The following is a 23,107-nucleotide window of genomic DNA, read 5'->3' as shown; positions in this document are numbered from 1 at the left end:
TATGGCTCATGGTGGCTCCCCCTACCCTGCCCGGACGCGCGGGTTGATCACGCCGTAAAGGATGTCGACGACGAGATTGACGAACATGATGATCATCGCGATCAGAAGCAGACCGCCCTGCACGACCGGGTAGTCGCGGCGAAAGACGCTGTCGACCATCCACTTGCCGATGCCCGGCCAGGAGAAGATCGATTCGGTGAGGATCGCGCCGGCCATCAGGACGCCGACCTGCAGGCCGATCGTCGTGACGACGGGGATGAGGGCGTTGCGCAGCGCATGGACGCCGACGACGCGGCCGCGGGACAGCCCCTTCGCCTTGGCGGTGCGGACATAGTCCTCGCCGAGGACCTCGAGCATGGCCGAGCGGGTCTGGCGGGCGATGACGGCGAGCGGGATGGTCGCGAGCACGATGGACGGCAGGATCAGATGCGACAGCGCCGAGAGGAAGGCGCCCTTCTGGTCGGACATCAGCGAGTCGATCAGCATGAAGCCGGTCGCCTGGGGGAAATAGTAAAGAAGCGAGATTCGCCCGGAGACCGGCGTCCACTGCAAGACGCCGGAAAACAGGATGATCAGGAGGAGGCCCCACCAGAAGATCGGCATGGAATAGCCGACGAGGGCTGCGCCCATCACCGACTGGTCGAACCAGGAACCGCGCTTGACCGCCGCGAAGACGCCCGCCGGCACGCCGAGGCAGACGGCGATGACGATGGCGCAGAAAGACAGTTCGAGCGTTGCCGGAAACAGCGTGAAGAACTCCTGGAGCACCCCGCGCTTGGTGACGATCGAGGTGCCGAAATCCCCCTGCAGCAGTCCCCAGAGATAGGACAGATACTGCATCACCAGCGGCCGGTCGAAGCCGAGCTGGTGCATGATCGCGGCATGGCGCTCGGGCGAGACCACCCGCTCGCCGGCGAGCATCTGCACCGGATCACCGGGCAGGAGCCGGATGAAGGCGAAGGCGATGATCGAGACACCGATGAAGGTCGGGATCAGGACGGCGACGCGCGATATCAGAAAGCGCTGCATGGTGCCCCTAAAGTCAGGTCGATTTTGTTGTCGTCTACGCGGCCGGGCTGACCCGGCCGAAGAATGATCTCACCCGTCGCGGCCGAGCCTGCGCAGCGCGATCCGCGAGGCATGGGACCGCACGGCATGGGCGAGAATCTCGAACAGCGGCGCACCATCCCGGTAGCTCGGAGGCGCCAGCGCGTCGGGACGCTGGGCCTTCAGCATCTCGCTCTTTGCGGAAAACTCGCCGCCGCGCGAGACCGCGATGGCGAAGCCGCCCATTTCGCGCACGAAGCCGAAGGCCTGCAAATCCGATGCGCCGTCGCCGACATAGATCAGCTGATCGAAGGCGACGCGCTGCTCCTCCTCCGCAAGGTCCGCCTCGGTCTGCGACGGTGCGTTGGAGCCGCCGAGATCGATCCCCTTGGCCAGCGCCTGGATGTAGCGCACCTTTTCCGGGTGCGAGATCATCTTCTTGACGCCGCGCAAGCGCCCGTCGTCGCCGACCTCGAAGGCCGAGCCATACTTGCGGTCGAAGGCGTCGGCGATCGGATGCGCGCCGAAGACGTCGAGATAGCCGGAGGAGACGATGGCAAATTCCAGCCGCACCTGCGGGTCGATGCGTTCGGCGATCTCGCGGAGCCGCCGCGGCATCGTCGCGGCGTCGTCGAATCCCCTGGTCGTCCGACCGGCCTCGCGGGCGTCCTCGACGGCAAACCGCTTTCCGCCTTTCTCGCACATCCTGCGGAGCCCTTCGAACTTCGCCAGGATGTCGTCCCAGCCGGCGTCGCCGAGCGGCCGGTAGAAGCGCTCCTTCCACTCGTCCACCTCGAAGCCCATCACGGCGACGAGCCGCTCGAACGAATCCTCCCCGAGCGTCCAGTCGAAGTCGAAGGCCAGGAGGATGCGGGAGTGAAAGGGATGGGTCGCAGGCATCAGCGCTTCGCCTCAACGTCGCAAAGGGCGGCCGGAGCCGCCCTTCGCCTGTTCAAAGAACGGTGGCCGGGCTTATTCCGCGATGTCGACGTCGTCGAAGCGGTGATAGCCGAGCGGATCCTGGTGGAAGTTCTTCACCGACTTCTGCATCGGCATGAACACCGTCGAATGATCGATGGTCAGCCAGGGCGCCTTTTCCTTGAAGACCATCTGGGCCTGCTCGTAGAGCTTGGCGCGTTCGGCCTGATCCGAGGTCGTCTTGGCCTTCTTGACCAGCGCGTCGAACTCCTCGTCGCACCACTGGGCGCGGTTGTTGCCGCCGACGGCGTCGCAGCCGAGCAGCGTATCGAGGAAGTTGTCCGGATCGCCGTTGTCGCCGGTCCAGCCGAGCATGGCCGCGCCGTCGCGGTCCTTGGCCTTGGACTTTTCCAGATATTCGCCCCACTCGTAGGAGACGATCTCGGCCGAGACGCCGACCTTCTGGAGATCGGCCTGCATCAGCTCGGCCGCCCGGCGGGCATTGAGCATGTAGGGCCGCGACACGGGCATCGCCCAGATCTTCATCGAGAGGTTCTCGACGCCGGCGTCCTTCAGCATCTGCTTGGCTTTTTCCGGGTCGTAGGGATCGTCCTCCACGGCGTCGTTATAGGACCACATCGTCGGCGGGATGGGGTTCTTCGCCGGCACCGCCGCGCCCTGGAACACCGCGTCGATGATCGCCTGCTTGTTGATGGCCATGTTGAGGGCCTTGCGGACCTCGACCTTGTCGAACGGCGCCTGGGTGGTGTTGTAGGCCATGTAGGCGACGTTGAGGCCCTCCTGGCTCGGCACCTCGAGGTTCGGATCGCTCTTCAGCGATTCGACGTCGGCGGCGTTCGGATAGGGGAAGATCTGGCACTCGTTGGCCTTGAGCTTCTGGGCCCGCACCGAGGCATCGGTGGTGATGGCGAAGATCAGGTCGTCGATCGGCTGCTTGCCCTTGAAATAATCCGGATTGGCCTTGTAGCGGATCACCGCGTCCGGCTGGTAGGCGACGAACTGGAACGGCCCGGTGCCGAGAGGCTGCTGGTTCAGCGTCGACTCGTTGCCGGCCTCCTTCAGCTGGTCGGCATATTCCTTCGACATGATCGAGGCGAAATCCATCGCGAGATCGGCGAGGAACGGCGCTTCCGGCCGGTTCAGCGTGAACCTGACCGTCAGGTCGTCGACCTTCTCGATCGACTTGATCAGATCCGGAAAGCCCATGCCGCTGGAATATTCCCAGCTGGCGCCGGCGACATACTGGTTCCAGGGATTGTCGCTCTTCAGCTGCCGCTCGAAGGAAAAGATCACGTCATCGGCGTTGAGCGTGCGGGTCGGCGTGAAGAAGTCGGTCGTCTGGAACTTCACGTCGGGGCGGAGCTTGAAGGTGTATTCCGTGCCGTCCTCGGAAATCTCCCAGGATTCGGCAAGGCCCGGCTCGATTTCCGTCGAGCCGTGCTTGAACTCCACCAGACGGTTGTAGACCGTGCGCGAAGCCGCATCGAAGGTCGTGCCGGCCGTGTAGAGTGCCGGGTCGAAGCCTTCCGGCGACGCCTCGGAACAATAGACGAGCGTCTTTGCCGACGCCGCCGACCCGAGGGCCAGAGTCAGGGCCGTCGCGGCGAGAAGCCGGGTCAGGGAATTCATTCAGCATGCCTCCTGTCAGGATCGGGCGGATCTTTTCGTCCGCTCACTGACTCTCATCCGACAGCTTTTGATTGTCGAAGGCAAGCCGGTTTTTGACCATTCATTCAAAAACGATGCTCGGTCCCCGTGACTTTGGTCGCGATTCCTCGAGCTCGGCAAGGACCTTCGCCGCGATGTCGCGATAGGCGGCGGCATGCGGCCCATCGGGATCGGTGGCGACCACGGGCCGGCCCGAATCGGAGCTTTCCCGGATCGCCATCTCGATCGGCACCTCGCCGAGGAACGGGACGCCGAGCCGCGCGGCCTCGTTCTTCGCGCCGCCATGGCCGAAGATGTCGTAGCGCTTGCCGGTGTCGGGCGCGACGAAATAGCTCATGTTCTCGACGATGCCGAGAACGCGGACGTCGACCTTCTGGAACATCGCAAGCCCCTTGCGCGCGTCGATCAGCGCCAGATCCTGCGGCGTCGAGACGATGACGGCGCCGGCGAGCGGCACCTGCTGGGCCATCGTCAACTGGGCGTCGCCGGTACCGGGCGGCATGTCGACGACGAGCACGTCGAGTTCGCCCCACTCGACCTCGCGCATCATCTGGGTGAGCGCCGACATGACCATCGGCCCGCGCCAGATCATCGGCGTCTCCTCGTCGACCATCAGGCCCATGGACATCGCCTTCAGCCCGAAGGCCTCGAGCGGAAGCATGGTCCGGCCGCCGCTCGTCTTCGGCTTGTCCTTGAGGCCGAGGAGCCGCGGGACGGACGGTCCGTAGACGTCGGCGTCGAGGATCCCGACCTTCAGCCCCAGAGCGGAAAGTCCGAGGGCGAGATTGACTGCCGTGGTCGATTTGCCGACGCCACCCTTGCCCGACGCGACGGCGACGATCCTGTCGACGCCGGGGATTCCAGGCTTGGCGGCAGGCGGACGCCCGGCCGGAGCGGGACGCCCCGCCGGCGCGGCTCGCGGCGGCTGCGGCGGCGCGGAATTGCGGGGCGAAGCGGCGCCGGCGGCCTTTTCCGCGGTCAACGCCACCATCGCCTTCGAGACGCCGTCGATCTTCCCGACCGCCGCCTCGATCGCCCGGCAGAACGGTTCGAAGCGCTGGGCTTCCGCCGCGGGGACGGTGAGCGAGAAGAAGGCCTTGCCGTCGGCAATGAAGATATCGGAAACGAGGCCGCGCGACACGACGTCGGCCCCGCCGTCCGGCGGCGTCATCTGGCGCAGGAGGTCGAGGATGCGCCCCTTCGGATCATCGGTCAAAACCTGAAAACTCCAAGACTGTCGAACGTTTCCGCCCAGATATCGCGGCGTGGCACGGTCGTCCAAGAAAAACGCCCGGCGGTCCGCGATCGAAGCGAATTGGCTTTTCCTGCCGGCCGGCTACATTGCCGCCTGTCGCAGGCGACGGCGATCCCGACGGGACGGCGCCGCGCGACCAGGAAAGACGTGGAGTGCCGGCAGGACCATGGAAGAGCGTAACGAAAAGGCAGCCGAGCCCGCAACATCGCCCCCGACCGGCGTGCTTCGCCCCGTCGACGACGAAGCCCGGCAGCTCGCCCGGAGCCTGCTGCGTGCCGCGCGGGACGCCTCGCTCGCCGTGCTGCGGCCCGGCGACGGATGGCCCGCCGCCAGCCGCACGCTGGTCGCGACGGATTTCGTCGGGCGGCCCGTCATTCTCGTTTCCAGCCTGTCGCTTCATGCCGCGGCGCTCGCCGCCGACGGCCGCTGCTCGCTGCTCGTCGGGCGCGTGGGCAAGGGCGATCCCCTCGCCCATCCGCGCATGACGGTGTTCGCCAAAGCGCGTCCTCTGGACGAGAGCGAGGCCGATGCGGTCCGCGAGCGCTTTTTGAGCCGCCACCCGAAAGCGGAACTCTACGTCGACTTTCCGGACTTCCGGTTCTTTCGCCTCGTCCCCGCGGGAGCCTCGCTCAATGGCGGCTTCGGCCAGGCTTTCGACCTCGCCGCGTCGGACCTTCTCGACGAGGCGGACGCCGTCCTTCCGGCGGCGGCGACGCGCGCCCGCGACCACATGAACGAAGATCATGGTGACGCGGTGGACGCTTTGGCGGCAAAGAGCGGCGAGGACGGCTCCGGCTGGCGCATCGCGACGGTCGATCGCCGCGGCTTCGAACTCGTCCGGAAGGATCGGACGATCCGGATAGAGTTCCGCTCCGACCCCGCGGGCGAAGGCGGCTACAGGAAGGCGTTCGTCGAACTCCTCAAGCGATGAGAAGCGGCAGCCACCGCTCCTCGCTCGCCACGGAACGGTCCCCGGTGGAAACCGGCGGTTCGGCCCAGCGCCCGTCCTCTTCGCCGCAACGCCTCAGACGTCGTAGCCCTCGGGGCAATCGGCGATGAAGCGGCGGTTGCCGCCGGCCCGACGATAGACGCACTGGCCGGGCGCGTTGGCGGCAAGACCGAGAACCGTGTCACCGGGTGCCGGGGCGGTCACAGGGATCTTGCCGGAGCGAAAGGGTGTGCTTTCGGCGTTTTCGAGGCCGAATACGGCGCCGAAGACCGGCGGCAGCGATCCGTCGCTATTCACGCAGCCCGCCAGCAACAGGAGCGACAGGGCGGCAAACCCGGCACGATACGTCCGCCCGGGCCGAGGACACGGCTCGAACCGTCCGGAGCCGGGCCCCCAGCCGACGCGAGACGTCTCTGCGTCGTGGATCGCGCCCTTCCCGTTCGTCGTCATAACCGCCATTCTTCCCGTCGTCCTGCGCAAAAACCCCGCCATGAAGGCGGGGTCAGGTTGCGGTCGGCAGCCGGTCGCTCGCAAAGAGCGACCGCGGCGCATCTCGGTCAGTACCCGCGTGGGCAGCGGTAGACGTTGCCGTCGGAATAGCGGCAATAGCCCGGGTTGGATTGCGAGCGACCGATCACATTGCCGGCAACCGCGCCGACGCCGGCGCCGATCGCGGCACCCGCGAGGGTCGACCCCGTATCGCGGCCGATCGCCTGTCCGGCGAGAGCGCCGACCGCGCCGCCGGCGAGCGCGCCGCCACCGGTATATCTGTCCTCGGTCGTGCAGCCGGCTGCGAGCATCGCGGCGACGGCGACGGCTGCGAGGGTAATCTTTCGGTACATGACAAATCTCTCAGGTTTCACTGTGACGTCCCCAGTCGGTGATGTTATAGGCGACTTGCCGCTTTCGTCACCACCGAGACCAGAGCAACGAAGCGGAAATTTGTGCTCCGACGGTAAACACGGATTCTTGACAGCGAATGCGGCACGTCCCGTTGCAACCGATCGCAACAGATTACGTCAAACGCCTTGCCGCGGGATCCGTTTCAGCCTGTGAAAATGGGGATTGCGCAATTGCGCCAGGGATTTACGCCTTCCCCAAGCACCATTGCCCAAAACGGAACCATGGTGCTGGGGCCGTATCACGCCGAAATCAGCGCGAAGCCACGAGGCTCGGCTCGGCATCGAAGCTGATCGCCAGACGGCCATCGCGCGAGACCGTCCAGTCGACCGTTGCGGACTGCTGGAAAACCTCTTCCGACACTTCCTTGCAAGCCGCGAGGACGCGTTTGTCCCCCGCGCCACTCAAGCGGATCTGCAGCGGCAATTCCTGACGGCACTCCGCAACCGTCTCGTAAGCCGGCACGGGGACGGGAATTTCTTTGCAGACAGACATATCGCCAGAGCATCCGACCAACAACATGAACGCAGCGACGTGTTCCATGACCACCTCTCCTTTGGGAAGCATAATAGCTCGGCCACGGTTTCGGTTCCGCCTACATGCCCGTGATCATGTCACGTTCGCGTGAGACCCTTGCCGAGGGGCCTTTCGCGGAAACCGGATCGGTCTGCTGCGGAACACCGGGCGATCGGGCCAGGTTCGTTTCCCCGACAGTGGAAATGGCAGATCGCTTGCAGGACGGTAAGACGAGCCCGTGGCGCCGCTCGTCACGGACGTTCGGAACCCGTTCGAAAGAAGGGCGAGAGCCGGGCGAGGGGTGGAGCCGAAACGGCGCGCGCTTGCCGCTCACGCCACCGATAGTCGTGGCGACGCCGTCGACGCGACATCAGTCGGCGCGGCCTCGAATTCGGGACGACCGCCTTTGGGATCTGAGCGTCTAGCCGGCCCGATTGGACGGCATGGCCTCGAACTGCGCCTCGGGGATGGTCAGCGTGTAGCGGATTCCCTCGGGAAGATATTCGAGTCGTGCCTCGCCACCGACGGCGTTCGGCACGATGCGCTCCAGGGTCGAGGTGCCGAACCGGGCGTCGCGCTCGGGCCGGACCCGGGGCCCGCCGCGCTCCTGCCAGACGACGACGAGCGCCGCCTCGTCGCCGACATCCTCGACGCTGGCCTTGATCGTCACCTTACCGCCCGGCACCGACAGCGATCCGTACGAGGCGGCATTGACGGCGAGTTCATGCAAGGCGAGGCCGACATGAAGGGATGCGGTCGGAGACAGATAGACGGCGAGCGGACGGAACTCGATCTGGTCCATGCCGTCCGGGGCGTACCGCTCGACCTGGGTCGTCACGAGGCTCTCGAGATCCGCCCCTCGCCAGTCCGCGTCGGTAACGATGTCCTGGGAGTAGGACAGCGACTGGATACGCCCGCGAAACCGAACCAGGAATTCCGGAACCGTGAGAGAATGGCGCGCCGTCTGGCTGGCGAGGCTCTGGATGATCGCGAGGAGGTTCTTCGAGCGATGCGACAGCTCGCGCAGGAGCGTCTTCAAGGTCTCTTCACGGCGCTTCTGGTCGGTGATGTCGAAGGAGGTGCCGATGATACCGCAGGCCTCGCCCGCGTCGTCGCGATCGACGTCGACGGAAATGTCGTACCAGCGGGTCTGAGTGCCGTGGACGATCGACATCTCGTAACGGACCGCCTTGCCGCTGGCCAGGACTTCCCGCTTCATTTCCATGGACCGGGTGGCCGCGGCGCCGCCCAGGATGTCCTCGTCACCCAGCCCGGTCTTCGCGCTCGCGAGCCACGACCGTCCGGCATTCGACACCCAAGAATAACGCAGATCCAAATCTTGGGCGAATACGGACATTTCCGTATTTTCGATCGCTCGCAAGATTTTCTGTCCCAACGTCAACAGAGACCACCACCCGCCGTCAGTCCGCCCGCAGTGATCGCCCGACAGACGATCAGAGCTAAACCGATAGATTTTCCAAGTCTTTCGTCCGCCGAAGCCCACCTGGACGTGAAAGTGAATGACGTTGCACGGAAAAGGTTCCGTAGCCGCGACCAAGTCATCATCGCCAGGCGGGGATCAACCCGTTCGCGCCAACCATGTTCCCGCCAAGCAACCAGAATTTTTCGCGGCAGGGGCCGGAAACCGCGGGCGGCATGCCGCCGCCCGCCCCGAAATCGACCTAGGCCGCCGCCCGGCTGTCGCTCTCGAAGAACAAGGCCTGACTGATCAGCGCCTTGACCATGTCGGGGTTGAACGGCTTGGTCACCAGGAAGGTCGGCTCGGGTCTTTCGCCCGTCAGCAGCCGCTCCGGGAAGGCGGTGATGAAGATCACCGGAACCGAGACCTTCGACAGGATCTCGTTCACGGCATCGATGCCGGAACTCCCGTCGGCGAGCTGAATGTCGGCGAGAACCATTCCGGGGTTTTGATTCTCGAAGAGCGCCATCGCTTCCTTGTGGGTCCGCGCGATGCCCGTCACCGTGTGCCCGAGGCTCTCGACCATCTGCTCGATGTCCATCGCGATCAGCGGCTCGTCCTCGATGATCATGATGTCGGTCGAAACCTGCCGCCCGATGTCCGAACTCGCCTGATCGATCATCTCGGAAAAACGAGTCTGGTCGACGCTCAGGATCAGCGCTGCTTCCTCGCTGGTGAAGCCCTCGACGGCGACGAGCAGAAAGGCCTGGCGGGGAAGCGGGGCGATCGCCTTGAGGTTCTTCGCCGCACGCTCCTCCCATGCGGAGGTCGGAGCGTCCTCGCGGACGTTCACATCGAGCGATTGCCAGAGCGAAGAAAACAATTTGTACAGGGAAATTCGAGGGGACTGATCTTCCGGAAACAGCGACGGATCGGCGATCAGTGTTTCGAGCACCGCTGCGACATAGGCATCGCCGCTCGACTGCGACCCGGTAAGCGCCCGAGAATAGCGGCGCAGGTAGGGAATGTGCGGCGCTATGCGGGATGACATCGACATTTAGGCTCCCCTCCTGTCCCTTGGACAAGACGACTATGTGGTGACGGACTCTGCGGCAAAGGCGACTCCACCAAGGAACAAGCGCGCCCGCCGCGAGTTCTCGTCTAAATGGGACAGTCGGCGCGCGCTGTGAAGACCCGGCCGAAAATTGGCCATGGCGGCACGACTGCGGCTTGCGGGATGGCGTCGTCGTTTTATCTCTTTTGCGGAAGTCGTCGACAAACGCGGATTCGAGATGAGCCTTTGCATCCACAGACGTCGCTACCCGGGCGGCAACACCAACTATCGGAACGGTCGATGAGCGATCGCGAAGCTGAGGACAAGAAATTGCAGACGGGACAGACCCAGAGATCGCAGCAGTCGTCAGGATTCGGCATCAACACGGCGATCGGCAAGCAGTTGAAAGCCTATTACGACGACGTGGCGAGCGAACCCGTTCCCGACCGATTCCTGAGCCTGCTCGATGCGCTGGACGAGGCGGAAACGGCGTCGAAGAAGAACGATCGGGAGTGAGTCCGCCCATGAGTGCGCAGTTCGATTTCCGCAAGGAACTCATCACGATCATCCCCAATCTGAGGGCTTTCGCGACCTCGTTGACCGGTTCTTTCGACCGAGCCGACGATCTCGTGCAGGAAACGCTCGTCAAGGCGTGGGACAAGCAGCATACCTTTCAACCGGGCACCAACATGAAGGCGTGGTTGTTCACCATTCTGCGCAACGAGTTCTACACGCAGATGCGCAAGAAGGGTCGCGAGGTGCAGGACGTGGACGGCATCCATGCGATGCAGCTCGCCGGTCACCCCGAACAACAGGGTCACCTCGACCTCCAGGACTTCCGCAAGGCCCTCGAGATGCTGCCGGACGACCAGCGCGAAGCGCTGATCCTGATAGGCGCCTCCGGCTTCTCCTACGAAGAGGCGGCCGAAATCTGCAAATGCGCCGTCGGAACGATCAAGAGTCGCGTTTCACGGGCACGGACGCGGATCGCCGAAATCCTCGGCGTTGAGGGTGACGGGGACTACGGCCCGGATTCGATTTCGTCGCAGATCATCGGGGTGGCGCCCGCCGCCTGAGGCGCTTGCGACGAAGGAACCGGCGGCCGGCGCCGGGGTTACTGCCAGGGCACGGACGGGCTTGCCCAATCGACCTCAAGGCCGGCTCGGCCAACACGCAATCCAGAGCCAACACGCAATCCAGAAAAGACGAACGGACCGATCGATGAGCGAGAACATGGCGAACAATCCCAACATTCCGGGTGGCGGCTCGGCCGGCGCATCGGGGGCGACCTCGGGTGCACGGACGCCGGGACAGGATCCGAAGACGCAGGCCGACCGGGCGAGCGTCGAGGAACAACTGAGCCGCCTGCGGGAAGACGTATCGTCGCTGTCGGATTCCGTGAGGAACCTCGCCACCCACGGCGCGGAGGACGTTCGCCGGCAGGCTTCCGCCCTGCGCGACGACGTTCGCCAGCGGGGCGAAGCCTACCTCCGGCAGGCGCAGGATGCCGCTTCCGATCTCGAAGAGGACGTCAGCGAACGGATCAGGGCCGAGCCGATCAAGAGCGTGCTGATCGCCGCGGGCATCGGCTATCTCTACGCCCGTCTCTTCCGGTAAGGCGCGATGGTCTGGCAACTCGTCGCCAAGTTGGTGACCGGCGAAGCGGGCGTCTACGTCGCCCGCCTTCGCAGGCTGATCGTTCTTTACCTCGCAATGGCGGTCTTCGCGCTGTTGATGATCGCCTATCTCATGACGGCGCTCTATGTCTGGATAGCGGCCCTCTACGGCCCGCTCGCCGCAGCGCTCGGCTTCGCGGCGGTGTTTTTCGTCCTCATTCTTCTCACCTGGATAGCCACGGTGATCGTCCGGCGGCCGCCCCGCAAGCGTGCCGACGACCGGCTGCAGCGTGACATAGCCTCGATCGCCGGCGTCGCTGCCCTTTCCAACGCCCCGCTGCTGTTCCAATCGGCGAAGCGCAACAAGAAGCTGCTCTTCGTGCCCGTCGCAGGTGCGGTCGGCTGGGCGATGTGGCGCGCGATCGAATCCTGGCGGACACGCGGACGCAGCGACGTCTGACAGGCCGCGCGGCGTGGTCAGTCGCGACCGGAAAGAACCGGCGCGGCCTGCCGCTCCTGTTGGAACGGCTTCTTTCCCAGGGCGTTTTTCCCTCAACCAATCGCCGCTTCCCTCCGGCAGCGCTCCGGCGACCGGGCATTGCGCGTGACACGCAATGCTCGGGCGGGAGCACGTCGGAGGACCGGTCGATCCAACCAGGCGTAATGGGCCATTGCCGTCCTCGCCGAGGAACCCGAAGGATACATCCCATGACCAAGCTGGACGAAGAACGCGCCAGACAAGGCCGCCGCGGCACCCCCGTCCTCATGATCCTCATCGTCGCACTCGCACTCTGCGCAGTCCTGTTCGTCGGGTTCCAGATCTACAACGCCAACGCACCCGATTCCGCATTGGAGAATGCCGAGCAGTCGGGGGCAGCACCGGCCCAAAGCGAAGCGAACACGAACGACGCGACGGTGGTTTCTCCCGACGCAGGCGGGACGGCAGGCGGCGCGGACAACGCACAGTGATCGCCCTTGAGCGCCGGCGATTGGGTCTCGCGCGCCCCGGGCTTCCCCCGGCGCGAGGAAAACGGGTCGCCGAGCGCGAGGCCAGAAATTGGGAACCTGACATCTTCGAGCGGAGACGGACGATGGCAAAGCAACCCAATACCGGGTCGACCCCGCAATTGAAGGATCCCGAACTCTACGAGGAATTGCGGGATCAGGGGAATTCGAAGGAGAAGGCGGCGCGGATTTCCAACGCCAAGGCCAATCCGGACATGCACCCCTCGAAGGCGGGCGGAAAATCGCCGCCTTACGAAGAGTGGACGAAGGACGAACTTTACGACCGCGCCAAGGAGATCGGCATCGACGGGCGTTCGGACATGTCCAAGGACGCTCTCGTCAAGGCGCTTCGGGCCCACTGAGTAGGCGCGTGCGCGAACGTATTGCGGTGGCGCGCGCCGCCTTGCCCGCCGTCCGGTCGCGACCGATGGTGGGAAGCCCGCCTCGCCCCGGCGGGCTCAGGGCGTAGACGAGGCCGCGCCCGGCGCCGGCACTGCGCTTTGGTCGGCTGGTGTCGCCTCTTCCAGATAGCTCGCATCCGCCGGCACGAGGACGCTCAGGCCGAGCGGGTGGAGTTCGACCTCGGACAGATCGTCGAGGAGTTCGAGTTCCCCGTCCCTGACGGCCCGATTCGACCGCGGTTTGCCGCGATGGGACAGCTGGACGTGCTTGGCGGTCTTGACCAGCAGCGACGGATTGCTCCGCCACTGACCGGTGAAGATGTCGAGGGTCAATTTGGCGACCCGACTGATATTTCGCTCGGTGCATATGTAGACGCCGAGCACCCCGCCCTTCGGATTGTCGGCGAAGGGAACGTGCCCCAGCCCGTAGAGATTGTTCGAGATGGCGATCGCCGAGCACAGGAGTCGCTCGGTGCGGCCGTCGACGTTGATCAGGAGTTCGACCTTGGGCAGCTTGCGAACAGCGAGGGTGATGGCCCGCGTCGTCGCCCAGATCTTCCCCAGCCGGGAGCGATAAGTGATCCTCTCCCGAAACCGCACCATCCGCGCATGCAGCCCGGCTGCGAACTGATGGACGAAGGGCTTGCCGTTGACGGTCGCGACGTCGACCTTGGTGATCGTGCCGCCGGCCAGCGCCTTGACCGCCGCCTCGAGGCCCAGCGGGATCTGCAGCGTCCGCGCGAAGAGGTTCATCGTCCCGGCCGGGAGAATGGCCAGCGCCGTATCGGTCTCGAACACGGCCGCCGCCGCCGCCGACACGGTTCCGTCGCCGCCGCCGACGAGAAGGACGTCCACGTCCTTGCGCTCGGCAGCCTGTTCGATGGCAGGGACGACGTCTTTTCCCGCAACGATTTCCACCGTGATCTCATGGCCGTGAACGGCGAACTCGTCCTTGATCAACGCGGACAGCCAATCGAGGTCCGTCGTCTTCAGAGTGCCGCCGTCGCCATTCAGAAGCGCCAATATTCGCATTGCCAATGAAACCATCTTGCTGCGGTCGCCGCTCGTGCGGCGGTCCGGGACCCTGAGCTAGGTGTTTTTCCGGGAATGTCGACGGCAGCAGGCATGTGCGATCGAAACTTCGTTCTCCATCCTGCCAGCGCCGCGACATGTCGCCCGGTGTCTTCGCTGCCGACCGGCAATTCGGCCTCCTGCCGGGCATCTTCCATCCTCATCGCCGCAATCGACCCTAGATGGGCGTTCGAGGGCGACCGACGTCGTTCCTCGCTGGAGAGATTACCAAGGAGTTCGAAATGGTCGAGTGGATTATCATTCTGCTGATCGTCGCCGCGATTGCCAGTCTTCTCGGTTTCCGCGGCATCGCTGGTGTATCTGCGGGAATTGCGAAGATCCTGATCTTCATCGTGCTTGCCGGTCTATTGCTGCTGCTACTGTTCGGCGTCATCATCGTCGCCTGATCGAATTGCCACGTGCCATGGGAGAGATCCGCCGGAAACGGCGGATTTTTGGGAACCGTTTGCCGGGTCGCAAGTTACTCAGCCATCACACGGCGCAGGATCGCTCTTTGCGAAGAGCGTCATTCGCGCTTGTCTATCTCTAATATAGACGAAGGTTTCCATCATGATCCGCAAGCTACTCGCAACGACGGCAATCGCCGCCTTTCTGACCGCCCCGGCCCTGGCACAGGACGCGGCCAACACCGGCCAGCAGCAGCCCGCAGCTTCCCAGACGACCGGCGACGCGTCGTCGAGCGGCACGGCGATGTCCGGCGACACCCAGGCCGCCGCCTCGGGCAACTACCTGACCAAGCTTTCCGACGACCAGTATCTTGCGTCCAATCTGAACGGCAAGACGCTCTATGACGGCGAAGGCGAAGACGCACAATCCGTCGGCGACATCCAGAACTTCCTCGTCGGCAGCGACGGCAAGGTCGTAGCGGCGATCGTCGACGCCACGGTCAACGACGAATCGAAGGTCGTCGCCATCCCGTTCCAGCAGATCGGCTGGACGATGGGTCAGGACAACGAGCCCCGGGCCGTCCTCAAGGCCGACATGAACGATCTTGCGAGCGCCCCGACCTTCCAGACCCGCGAGGAGCAGCAGGCCGCGCAGGAGCAGGCCGCCACGAACACCGCCCAGCCGGCCGGTGGTTCCAGCATGGCCACGGGCAACGCGCCGGCCTCCGGTGACCAGATGGCTGCTCAGCCGTCCGACGGTGCGATGCAGCCGGCCGACGGTTCCAGCGAGCAGTCGATGGCCGCAAACGACAGCGGCAACATGGCTGCCGGCAAGACCGATCGTCAGGCGGCCACGAGCGACGCAGGCGCGACGGATTATCCTGCGACCGTCGGGTCCGATCAGTACCTGACCGAGAACCTCATCGGCAGCGACATCTATTCCGGCCCGGGTGACGACGCCGACGAGATCGGTGCGATCAACGATCTCGTTCTCGCGTCGTCCGGTCAGGTCGAGGCGGCGGTCGTCGGCGTCGGCGGCTTCCTCGGCATCGGCGAGAAGGACGTTGCGGTTCCGTTCGACCAGCTCTCCATGGCGCGCGCCGAGAACGACGAGCCCCGCATCACCGCTGCCCTCGACAAGGAAGCGCTGACGCAGGCGCCGGAGTTCGACGACGACAAGTCGTCCGACCAGATGGCCGCGAACGAGACCGACCAGGCGCAGTCCAACGACCAGATGGCCGCGACGACCACAGGCGCTGCGACCGGCGCCGCGGCGGGGTCGGCCATGTCGAACGCCGGCGACCAGACCGAGCAGACGGCGAACAATGCCGGGCAGGCGATGGACAATGCCGGGGACAATGCGGAACAGACGGCCCAGAACGCTGGTCAGAGCATGGACAATGCAGCCGACAACACGCAGCAGTCGGCGCAGAACACCATGAATACCCAGGGCGACGCGACCACCACGGCTTCGACCGGTGGCAGCCAGCGCCAGGGCATGACCGCGGTCGAGAACGACTCGACCCTCTCCGCCGACGACCTGATGGGCACGACGGTCTATGGTCCGAACGACGAGAGCGTCGGCGACATCGGCGACATCGCGCTGAACGCCGACGGCCAGGTCGACGCCGTCATCGTCGACGTCGGCGGCTTCCTCGGCATCGGCGAGAAGCCGGTGGCACTCGGCATGGACAATCTGAACTTCATGCGCGACCAGAACGGGACGCTGTACCTCTACACCCAGTTCACCGAGGATCAGCTGAACAACGCGCCGGAGTACAACAAGGACACCTACGCCGATAACCGGGACTCCATGCGTCTCGAAGGCAATGGTGCCGACTCCGACGCAACGATGTCGGGCCAGCCGGCGCAGGGGACCGCCCAGCCGGCGAACTGACGCGAGCAAATCTTTCGCACGACAAAATGATTGGAGGGCCCGCTGCATGGCGGGCCCTTTTTTGCGAGAACGGGGGCACCGGCGTCCCAGCCGATCGCGCGAAACCGAGCCGAATTACAATTCGTTACGTGTTGCAAGTAAATCTGCCGGATTGTCGGATATGCTCCTGAGAAGGTTCGCGAGCCTTCCGCCCAACCGATTTCGGAGAACCGCCGCGCATGGCCATGATCCGGCAAATCCTCGTCACCCTCGTCGTGCTGGTGTTGATGGGAGCCGCCTACGTCAAGCTCGAGCCCTCCGCCGGACGGGCGTTGCTCGCTTCCGATCTGCCGATGCCGACACCGCTGCGCGAGGCGATCGCATGGCTCGCCCCGCCGGGAGGCGAGGCGCCGACGGCCAAGGCGACGGTCGGGCGCTCGCGGGGCGGTGGGCCCCAGCTCGTCGTCGTCAATCCCGTCGAAACCGGGCGCACCCGGACCCAGATGCGCGCCATCGGCACCGGCGAAGCGGCGCGGTCGGTGACGGTCTATCCCGACAACACGACCGGCGTGATCGAAACCGTATCGGTGCGCTCGGGCGACGAAGTCGAGGCCGGCGACCCGCTCGTCCTCCTGGAGCATTCCTCGGAAGAACTCGCCGTCGCGAGGGCCCGCATCGCCGTCGACGCGGCCGAGGAAAAGCTCACCCGCTATCAACGGCTGCAACAGTCGCGGACCATTTCCAGCGTCGAGGTGAACGACGTGATCCGCGAACGCGACAATGCGCGGCTGGATCTCCGCTCGGCCGAGATCGCCCTCGAAAAGCGCACGGTGCGGGCGCCGATCGCCGGCCGGATCGGCATCGTCTCCGTGGATACGGGCGATCTCGTCGGCGCCCAGACGGCGATCGCCACGGTCGACGACCGCAAGGAACTGAAGGTGGTCTTCTACACGCCGGAAAGCTTCGTTTCCGAACTGAAAAGGGATGCGCCGGTGCATGCGGTGCCGACCGCCCAGCCGGATGCGGTGTTCAAGGGCCACATCAGCGCCATCGACAGCCGCCTCGACGAGGCCAGCCGAACGCTCCGCACCGAGGCGCTGGTCGACAACGAGAACGACACGTTGCGTCCCGGCATGTCCTTCGCGGTCTCGCTTTCCCTCGACGGCGAGGAATATCTGTCGGTCGATCCGCTGTCGGTGGTCTGGGAGCGGACCGGCCCGATCGTCTGGAAGATCGTCGACGGCAAGGCCGTCAAGGCGCCGATCTCGATCGTCGAGCGCAACATCGACCGGGTCCTCGTCTCCTCGAGTGAACTCGACGCCGACGACGACGTGGTGGTCGAAGGGCTTCAGGCGATGCGGCCCGGGATCGAAGTCCGCACCGGTTCGGAGGATCGTGCCTCGCCGGTCGCCGGGGGCACATCCCCTGGCGCGGACACGAGCGCGGCCCGCCAGGCGGGGGAGCGACGGTCGGCCGCCGATAGCGCGGCCCTCCGCCCGTCTGGCTTCGTGCGCTCGGCCGTCGCGCAGGAAATGCCGGCGCCGCCCCCGGCCTCGCTCGAAAGGCCGGCGGCGCGAGGCCGAGCCTCTCAATCCGGGGAAGCCCCGCGCGGCGAGGAGAGCGGCCGGTGAAGCCCGAGGCGCCGATCGACGGCCTGACCGCCTTCACCAGCCTGTTCATCCGTCGGCCGGTTTTCACCATCGTCCTCAATCTCCTGATCGTCGTCGCCGGCCTCGCCGCCCTCAACGCCGTGGAGATCCGCGAGCTGCCGAATGTCGACCGGCCCGTCATCACCGTCTCGCTGGATTTCGACGGAGCGAGCCCGGAAACGATCGACCGTCAGGTCACCAGCCAGATCGAGAGCGCGGTCGCCCGGGTGACCGGCATCGAGTCGATCTCGTCCCAGTCGGAATTCGGCGACGCGCGGGTGACCATCGAGTTTTCCGACGCCACCGACCTCAACGTCGCGGCGAGCGACGTGCGCGATGCCGTCAGCCGGATCTCGAACCAGCTTCCCGAAGGCGCCGACGAGCCGCGCATCGTCAAGGCCGATGCCGACGCCCAGGCGATCATGCGCCTTGCCGTCACCGCCAAGACCATGAAGATCGAGGATCTGACGACCCTCGTCGAGGACCGCATCGCCGACCAGCTCGCCGCCGTCGACGGCGTCGCGGACCTCCAGGTCTACGGCGAACGCGAGAAGCTGATCTACGTCGACATCGATCCGGACAAGCTGGCGACCCGGGGCCTCACCCTCGGCAACGTCGCGACCGCGCTGCAGAACGCCGCGATGGACGTTCCCGCCGGCTCGCTGGCCTCGCCGAGTCAGCAGCTGATCGTCCGGGCGGACGCCAACGTCAATTCGCCGGAAGCCTTCGAAGCGATCTATCTCGACGACAGGACCCAGCTCGGCGACGTCGCCTCGGTGCGGTTCGGCCCGGACGAGGCCGCCTCGCAGCTAAGGCGCAACGGCGAGACCGGCATCGGCCTCGGCGTCGTCCGCCAGGCCGGCTCTTCCACGCTCGACATTTCCGAAGGCGTTCGCCGCGAAGTCGCCAATCTCAACCGCACCGTTCCCGACGGCGTCCACGTCGAGGTGACGAGCGACGACGCGACCTTCATCAACGGCGCGCTGCACGAGGTCGAACTCGCCATAGGCCTCGCCGTCGTCATCGTCGTCGCGGTGATCTTCCTGTTCCTGTTGAACTTCCGCGCGACCTTCATTCCCGCCGTGACGATGCCGATCGCCCTCGTCGGCGTCGTCAGCTTCATTTACGTCATGGGCTTTTCGGTCAACATCCTGACCCTCCTCGCCCTCGTTCTGGCGACCGGCCTCGTGGTCGACGACGCCATCATCGTCCTCGAAAACATCGTCCGCTGGCGCGACATGGGCGCCAAGCCGCGCGCTGCGGCGGTCATCGGCGCTCGCGAGATGTTCTTCGCCGTCGTCTCGACCACCGCGACGCTCGCCGCCGTCTTCGTGCCGATCTCCTTCCTGCCCGGCCAGGCGGGCGGCCTGTTCAAGGAGTTCGGCTACGTCCTCGCCGCCGCCGTGGTGATTTCCTCCTTCATCGCCCTCACCCTTTGCCCGATGCTGGCGGCGACGTTCCTGAAGGCCCGCGAGGACGAGGCGAAGCCGGGTTTCTTCGCCCGGGGGATCCGCTGGGTCGGAGCCCGTCTCGCCGGCTTCTACGCGGTCACGCTGCGCTTTTGCCTCGCCTTTCCCGTGGTCGTCGTCGCGGCCGCGGCGCTGTTCTCCTTCAGCGCCTACACCGTCTTCACGACGATGCCGCAGGAACTGACCCCGTCTGAGGACCGCGCCGTCGTGCTGATGCGCGTCAGCGGGCCGCAGGGAGCCAGCCTCGACTATACCAACGCCCAGGTGCGGCGGGTGGAAGACATCTTGATGCCCTATGTCGATTCGGGCGAGGCGAAGAACGTTTTCGCCATCACCGGCCGCGGCGGCGCCAATCAGGCCTTCATGGTCGTCAGCCTCGCCGACTGGTCCGATCGCGACCGCACCCAGCAGGAGATCGTCGCCGAGATCAACGGCAAGCTGAGGAACATCGCCGGCGTCAGAGCCTTCGCCATCCAGCCGAACTCGCTCGGCATCCGCGGCGGCGGCCAGGGGCTGCAATTCGCCATCGCCGGCCAGAACTTCGACGAACTCTCCCAAAGTGCCGACACGCTCGTCGAGGCGATGCAGAAGGACGGCCGCTGGGGCACGGTGCGGCTTTCCAACGACGCCACCCAGCCGCAGCTTTCCGTCGTCATCGACCGGGCACGCGCATCCGACCTCGGCATCGACATCGACGGCCTCGCCACCGCCATGCAGGCGCTGCTCGACGGGCGCGAGATCGGCCAGACCTACATCGCCGACAAGGAAGTTCCGATCCGGCTGATCACCACCAGCGATCCCGTCAACGACCCCGGCGACCTCCGCAACGTCTTCCTCAAGGCCTCCGACGGGCGGATCGTGCCGATGTCGACCGTCGCGACGATCGAGGAAAAGCCGATCGCGCCCTCGCTCGAACGCGAGAACCGCAGCCGCGCGGTGGCCATCACCGCATCGATCCCGGACGGCTACGCCATCCAGGATGCCTGGACCGACGTCCAGCGCTTTTCCGAGGACATGCTGCCGCAGACCCAGCGCCTGATCCCGCTGGCCGAGGCGGCGACGCTGAGCGAGACCAACAACGGCCTTGCCCTCGTCTTCGGCTTCGCCCTCGTCATCATCGTCCTCGTCCTCGCCGCCCAGTTCGAAAGCTTCGTCTCGGCCTTCATCATCATCGCCACGGTGCCGCTGGGCATAGCCTGCGCGATCTTCGCCCTCTCCTTCTTCGGAATGAGCCTCAATCTCTACAGCCAGATCGGCCTCGTGCTCCTGGTCGGCATCATGGCCAAGAACGGCATCCTGATCGTCGAATTCGCCAATCAGTTGCGGGAAAGAGGGATGCCGCTGCGCGAGGCGGTGGAGCAGGCCTGCCTCATCCGACTGAGACCGGTGATGATGACTATGGTGGCGACCGTCGTCGGCGGCGTGCCGCTTGTGCTCGCATCCGGCGCCGGGGCGGAGGCCCGCGTGGCGCTCGGCTACGTCATCGTCGGCGGCCTCGGCCTCGCCACCTTCTCGACCCTCTACGTCACGCCGGTCGCCTATCTGATCCTCGGCCGGTTTTCATCGCCGGTCTCCGAGCGGACGGCCGAACTCCATCGCGATGTCGCGGCGGCGGAACGGCGCCATGCATTGGAGGAAGACGAGGAGGACGAACGAGGCGGAGGCCATGGCGGGCATCCGGCGCCGGCGGAGTGAGGAGGACACAGCTCGGCTGCGGCTGCAGTCGCCGTCGGCCCGTTCAGGCCGTCATCCTCGGCCTTGTGCCGAGGATCTACTGGGATATCGGCACCAGAGTCGATCGAAAATAGCCAATCGCCAAGGATCCAACGCTTCGACGGCAATAGATCCTCGGCACAAGGCCAAGGATGACAGGGCGATGATGGAATGCGCCCGATACGTTCGCCGCAGTTCCCGCCCCGCAGCGTTCAGGGTACCGCACCCCATTCCCTCCTGCCCCGCAAATCATTAGAAGCGCCCCATGGCACCCCCTCCCCTCCTGCGCCTCGATGGCGTCGCGCTCACTTTCGGCGGCACGCCGCTGCTCTCCGGCGTCGAACTCAACGTCCTGCCGGGCGATCGGATCGCGCTGGTCGGCCGCAACGGCTCGGGCAAGTCGACGCTTTTGAAGATCGCCGCCGGCCAGGTCGAGCCGGACCGCGGCGAGGTCTTCCTGAAGCCCGGCACGACCTTGCGCTATCTCGCCCAGGAGCCGGACTTCGGCGATTTCGCGACGGTCGGCGACTATGTGGCCGACGGCCTCGGCCCGGCCGACGACCACTACCGCGTCACCTTCCTGATCGAATCCCTCGGCCTTGCGGAGGAGATCTCGCCCGCCAACCTTTCCGGCGGCGAGGCGCGGCGGGCGGCACTGGCCAAGGCGCTGGCGCCCGAACCGGACGTCGTCCTCCTCGACGAGCCGACCAACCATCTGGATCTTCCGACCATCGAATGGCTTGAAGACGAGATTCGCTCGATGAAGAGCGCCCTCGTCGTCATCAGCCACGACCGGAGGTTTCTGGAGACGGTGACGCGGGCGACGGTCTGGCTCGACCGCGGCGGCGTGAAGCGGATCGACGAGGGGTTCGGCGCCTTCGAAGGCTGGCGCGACAAGGTGCTGGAGGAAGAAGAGCGCGACCTGCAGAAGCTCGACCGCAAGATCGTGCGCGAGGAGCATTGGCTGCGTTACGGCGTCACCGCCCGGCGCACCCGCAACATGCGCCGCCTCGGCGAACTGCATGCGATGCGCCAGCAGCGACGCGACGCGCGCCGGGCCGTCGGCCAGGTCAGCATGCAGGCGGGCGAGACCCGCGAGAGCGGCAAGCTGGTGATTGAAGCGGAAGGCATCTGCAAGGCCTATGACGGCCGGGTGCTGGTGAAGGAGTTTTCGACGCGCATCGCCAGGGGCGACCGGGTCGGCCTCGTCGGGCCGAACGGCGCCGGCAAGACGACGCTCCTGAAGATGCTGATCGGCGAACTCGCCCCGGATGCCGGTAGGATCCGCCTCGGCACCAATCTCGACCTCGCCTTTCTCGACCAGAAGCGCGCGGCGCTGAAGGACGACGTCGGCGTCGCCGAGGCGCTGACCGACGGGCGCGGCGACCAGGTGATGGTGAATGGCGAGCCGCGGCACGTCGCCGGCTATCTCAAGGACTTCCTCTTCCAGCCCGAGCAGATCCGCACCCCGGTCGGCCAGCTTTCGGGCGGCGAGCGGGCGCGGCTCTTGCTCGCCAAGACGCTGGCGACGCCCGCCAATCTGCTCGTCCTCGACGAACCGACCAACGATCTCGACATGGAGACGCTGGATCTTCTGGAAGAGTTGATCGCCGGTTATCCGGGGACGGTGCTGCTCGTCTCCCACGACCGCGACTTCCTCGACCGGACGGTGACGGGGGTGATTTCGCCGAGCGGCGACGGCGTCTGGCTGGAATATGCCGGGGGCTATTCGGACATGGTCGCGCAGAGGCGGGAAACGGCCGCGACGACGAGAAAGCCGCAAAGGCCGGCGCAAACGTCAAAGCCTGACAAGGGATCCGGATCGTCCGGCAGCGCGGCCGGGGCCGCCTCGAAGGGGGCCGGCGCGGCGAAACTCTCCTACAAGCAGAAATTCGCCCTCGAAGCCCTGCCGAAGACCATCGCCGAGCTGGAATCGCAGATCGGCGAGGCGGAGGCGGAGATGGCCGATCCCGCGTTGTTTTCCAAGCGCCCCGAGCGCTTCAAGCAGCTCGCCAAGGCGATCGAAGAGAAGCGCGCCGCACTTGCCAGGGCCGAGGACGAATGGCTGGAGCTCGAAATGCTGAAGGCCGAGATCGAAGGCTGACGACCGCGTCCGGCGGCTCCCGTCGCCCGGGTGCCGTGCGGCGCCGGC

At 65.7% G+C, this 23,107-nt stretch carries 22 protein-coding genes; 12 read left to right on the top strand and 10 right to left on the bottom strand.

Going from position 1 to position 23,107, the window contains the following annotated elements:
- Positions 1-21 precede the first annotated feature (21 nt).
- The 4 genes from LZD57_RS01900 to LZD57_RS01885 all read right to left on the bottom strand — a co-directional run bounded on the left by LZD57_RS01900 (position 22) and on the right by LZD57_RS01885 (position 4,870).
- Positions 22-1,029 (bottom strand): ABC transporter permease subunit, encoded by a 1,008-nt coding sequence (locus LZD57_RS01900; protein WP_233717414.1) that lies wholly within the window; start codon positions 1,027-1,029, stop codon positions 22-24.
- A 69-nt stretch (positions 1,030-1,098) separates the two neighbouring features.
- A complete protein-coding gene (locus LZD57_RS01895; protein WP_233717413.1) occupies positions 1,099-1,947 on the bottom strand; it encodes an HAD family hydrolase in 849 nt (282 codons plus the stop codon).
- Between the two features lie 72 nt (positions 1,948-2,019).
- Entirely contained in the window at positions 2,020-3,615 is a 1,596-nt protein-coding gene (locus LZD57_RS01890) for an ABC transporter substrate-binding protein (protein ID WP_233717412.1), read from the bottom strand.
- Between the two features lie 100 nt (positions 3,616-3,715).
- Positions 3,716-4,870, bottom strand: a complete 1,155-nt coding sequence (locus tag LZD57_RS01885; RefSeq protein WP_255699712.1) for an Mrp/NBP35 family ATP-binding protein — start codon at positions 4,868-4,870, stop codon at positions 3,716-3,718.
- Positions 4,871-5,075: 205 nt separating this feature from the next.
- Between LZD57_RS01885 and LZD57_RS01880 the strand changes: the two genes are divergently transcribed.
- Positions 5,076-5,840 carry a HugZ family pyridoxamine 5'-phosphate oxidase gene (locus LZD57_RS01880; protein WP_233717411.1) on the top strand — a complete coding sequence of 255 codons (765 nt, stop codon included), beginning with the start codon at positions 5,076-5,078 and terminating at the stop codon, positions 5,838-5,840.
- Between the two features lie 93 nt (positions 5,841-5,933).
- Here the strand turns inward: LZD57_RS01880 and LZD57_RS01875 are convergent, their stop codons facing one another.
- From LZD57_RS01875 to LZD57_RS01855, 5 genes are all read right to left on the bottom strand, one after another.
- Positions 5,934-6,155, bottom strand: a complete 222-nt coding sequence (locus tag LZD57_RS01875; protein ID WP_233717410.1) for a hypothetical protein — start codon at positions 6,153-6,155, stop codon at positions 5,934-5,936.
- A gap of 260 nt (positions 6,156-6,415) precedes the next feature.
- The gene (locus LZD57_RS01870; RefSeq protein WP_233717409.1) at positions 6,416-6,700 is read right to left on the bottom strand and encodes a YMGG-like glycine zipper-containing protein; all 285 of its coding nucleotides are present in this window, start codon (positions 6,698-6,700) and stop codon (positions 6,416-6,418) included.
- A gap of 310 nt (positions 6,701-7,010) precedes the next feature.
- Complete coding sequence (locus LZD57_RS01865) at positions 7,011-7,301, bottom strand: hypothetical protein (RefSeq protein WP_233717408.1); 291 nt, start codon at positions 7,299-7,301, stop codon at positions 7,011-7,013.
- 394 nt (positions 7,302-7,695) lie between these two features.
- A complete protein-coding gene (locus LZD57_RS01860) occupies positions 7,696-8,778 on the bottom strand; it encodes a sensor histidine kinase (protein WP_233717407.1) in 1,083 nt (360 codons plus the stop codon).
- Between the two features lie 178 nt (positions 8,779-8,956).
- Positions 8,957-9,751 carry a response regulator gene (locus LZD57_RS01855; RefSeq protein WP_233717406.1) on the bottom strand — a complete coding sequence of 265 codons (795 nt, stop codon included), beginning with the start codon at positions 9,749-9,751 and terminating at the stop codon, positions 8,957-8,959.
- Positions 9,752-10,048: 297 nt separating this feature from the next.
- On the opposite strand from LZD57_RS01855, the gene LZD57_RS01850 reads away from it, so the two are divergent.
- From LZD57_RS01850 to LZD57_RS01825, 6 genes are all read left to right on the top strand, one after another.
- A complete protein-coding gene (locus tag LZD57_RS01850; RefSeq protein WP_233717405.1) occupies positions 10,049-10,264 on the top strand; it encodes a NepR family anti-sigma factor in 216 nt (71 codons plus the stop codon).
- A gap of 8 nt (positions 10,265-10,272) precedes the next feature.
- Entirely contained in the window at positions 10,273-10,824 is a 552-nt protein-coding gene (locus LZD57_RS01845; RefSeq protein WP_233717404.1) for a sigma-70 family RNA polymerase sigma factor, read from the top strand.
- A 145-nt stretch (positions 10,825-10,969) separates the two neighbouring features.
- The gene (locus LZD57_RS01840; protein WP_233717403.1) at positions 10,970-11,365 is read left to right on the top strand and encodes an ElaB/YgaM/YqjD family protein; all 396 of its coding nucleotides are present in this window, start codon (positions 10,970-10,972) and stop codon (positions 11,363-11,365) included.
- Positions 11,366-11,371: 6 nt separating this feature from the next.
- Complete coding sequence (locus LZD57_RS01835) at positions 11,372-11,824, top strand: hypothetical protein (RefSeq protein WP_233717402.1); 453 nt, start codon at positions 11,372-11,374, stop codon at positions 11,822-11,824.
- 248 nt (positions 11,825-12,072) lie between these two features.
- Positions 12,073-12,333, top strand: coding sequence for a hypothetical protein (locus tag LZD57_RS01830; protein ID WP_233717401.1), 261 nt, complete (start codon positions 12,073-12,075; stop codon positions 12,331-12,333).
- A gap of 122 nt (positions 12,334-12,455) precedes the next feature.
- The gene (locus LZD57_RS01825; protein ID WP_233717400.1) at positions 12,456-12,731 is read left to right on the top strand and encodes a DUF7218 family protein; all 276 of its coding nucleotides are present in this window, start codon (positions 12,456-12,458) and stop codon (positions 12,729-12,731) included.
- A gap of 96 nt (positions 12,732-12,827) precedes the next feature.
- On the opposite strand, the gene LZD57_RS01820 is transcribed toward LZD57_RS01825, so the two are convergent.
- Complete coding sequence (locus LZD57_RS01820) at positions 12,828-13,817, bottom strand: diacylglycerol/lipid kinase family protein (RefSeq protein WP_233717399.1); 990 nt, start codon at positions 13,815-13,817, stop codon at positions 12,828-12,830.
- 266 nt (positions 13,818-14,083) lie between these two features.
- On the opposite strand from LZD57_RS01820, the gene LZD57_RS01815 reads away from it, so the two are divergent.
- The 5 genes from LZD57_RS01815 to LZD57_RS01795 all read left to right on the top strand — a co-directional run bounded on the left by LZD57_RS01815 (position 14,084) and on the right by LZD57_RS01795 (position 23,059).
- On the top strand, positions 14,084-14,248 hold the full coding sequence (locus LZD57_RS01815; protein ID WP_233717398.1) for a DUF1328 family protein: 165 nt from the start codon (positions 14,084-14,086) through the stop codon (positions 14,246-14,248).
- 163 nt (positions 14,249-14,411) lie between these two features.
- The gene (locus LZD57_RS01810) at positions 14,412-16,145 is read left to right on the top strand and encodes a PRC-barrel domain-containing protein (protein ID WP_233717397.1); all 1,734 of its coding nucleotides are present in this window, start codon (positions 14,412-14,414) and stop codon (positions 16,143-16,145) included.
- 218 nt (positions 16,146-16,363) lie between these two features.
- Positions 16,364-17,755: an efflux RND transporter periplasmic adaptor subunit gene (locus tag LZD57_RS01805; RefSeq protein WP_233717396.1), complete on the top strand. Its 1,392-nt coding sequence runs from the start codon at positions 16,364-16,366 to the stop codon at positions 17,753-17,755.
- Positions 17,752-20,937, top strand: coding sequence for an efflux RND transporter permease subunit (locus tag LZD57_RS01800; protein WP_233717395.1), 3,186 nt, complete (start codon positions 17,752-17,754; stop codon positions 20,935-20,937). Before LZD57_RS01805 ends, LZD57_RS01800 begins: the two co-directional genes overlap by 4 nt.
- A 283-nt stretch (positions 20,938-21,220) precedes the next feature.
- On the top strand, positions 21,221-23,059 hold the full coding sequence (locus tag LZD57_RS01795) for an ATP-binding cassette domain-containing protein (RefSeq protein WP_233717394.1): 1,839 nt from the start codon (positions 21,221-21,223) through the stop codon (positions 23,057-23,059).
- Positions 23,060-23,107 lie beyond the last annotated feature (48 nt).

This window comes from Jiella avicenniae, from assembly GCF_021390325.1.
GTDB lineage: Bacteria > Pseudomonadota > Alphaproteobacteria > Rhizobiales > Rhizobiaceae > Jiella > Jiella avicenniae.
This window is presented reverse-complemented; position numbering and strand designations above follow the sequence as displayed.

Coding starts and splice junctions, on each gene's coding strand:
- LZD57_RS01855 (WP_233717406.1), bottom strand. CDS start 9,751: ATGTCGATGTCATCCCGCATAGCGCCGCACATTCCCTACCTGCGCCGC.
- LZD57_RS01815 (WP_233717398.1), top strand. CDS start 14,084: ATGGTCGAGTGGATTATCATTCTGCTGATCGTCGCCGCGATTGCCAGT.
- LZD57_RS01900 (WP_233717414.1), bottom strand. CDS start 1,029: ATGCAGCGCTTTCTGATATCGCGCGTCGCCGTCCTGATCCCGACCTTC.
- LZD57_RS01865 (WP_233717408.1), bottom strand. CDS start 7,301: ATGGAACACGTCGCTGCGTTCATGTTGTTGGTCGGATGCTCTGGCGAT.
- LZD57_RS01895 (WP_233717413.1), bottom strand. CDS start 1,947: ATGCCTGCGACCCATCCCTTTCACTCCCGCATCCTCCTGGCCTTCGAC.
- LZD57_RS01870 (WP_233717409.1), bottom strand. CDS start 6,700: ATGTACCGAAAGATTACCCTCGCAGCCGTCGCCGTCGCCGCGATGCTC.
- LZD57_RS01795 (WP_233717394.1), top strand. CDS start 21,221: ATGGCACCCCCTCCCCTCCTGCGCCTCGATGGCGTCGCGCTCACTTTC.
- LZD57_RS01840 (WP_233717403.1), top strand. CDS start 10,970: ATGAGCGAGAACATGGCGAACAATCCCAACATTCCGGGTGGCGGCTCG.
- LZD57_RS01810 (WP_233717397.1), top strand. CDS start 14,412: ATGATCCGCAAGCTACTCGCAACGACGGCAATCGCCGCCTTTCTGACC.
- LZD57_RS01805 (WP_233717396.1), top strand. CDS start 16,364: ATGGCCATGATCCGGCAAATCCTCGTCACCCTCGTCGTGCTGGTGTTG.
- LZD57_RS01830 (WP_233717401.1), top strand. CDS start 12,073: ATGACCAAGCTGGACGAAGAACGCGCCAGACAAGGCCGCCGCGGCACC.
- LZD57_RS01835 (WP_233717402.1), top strand. CDS start 11,372: ATGGTCTGGCAACTCGTCGCCAAGTTGGTGACCGGCGAAGCGGGCGTC.
- LZD57_RS01825 (WP_233717400.1), top strand. CDS start 12,456: ATGGCAAAGCAACCCAATACCGGGTCGACCCCGCAATTGAAGGATCCC.
- LZD57_RS01890 (WP_233717412.1), bottom strand. CDS start 3,615: ATGAATTCCCTGACCCGGCTTCTCGCCGCGACGGCCCTGACTCTGGCC.
- LZD57_RS01850 (WP_233717405.1), top strand. CDS start 10,049: ATGAGCGATCGCGAAGCTGAGGACAAGAAATTGCAGACGGGACAGACC.
- LZD57_RS01845 (WP_233717404.1), top strand. CDS start 10,273: ATGAGTGCGCAGTTCGATTTCCGCAAGGAACTCATCACGATCATCCCC.
- LZD57_RS01820 (WP_233717399.1), bottom strand. CDS start 13,817: ATGGTTTCATTGGCAATGCGAATATTGGCGCTTCTGAATGGCGACGGC.
- LZD57_RS01880 (WP_233717411.1), top strand. CDS start 5,076: ATGGAAGAGCGTAACGAAAAGGCAGCCGAGCCCGCAACATCGCCCCCG.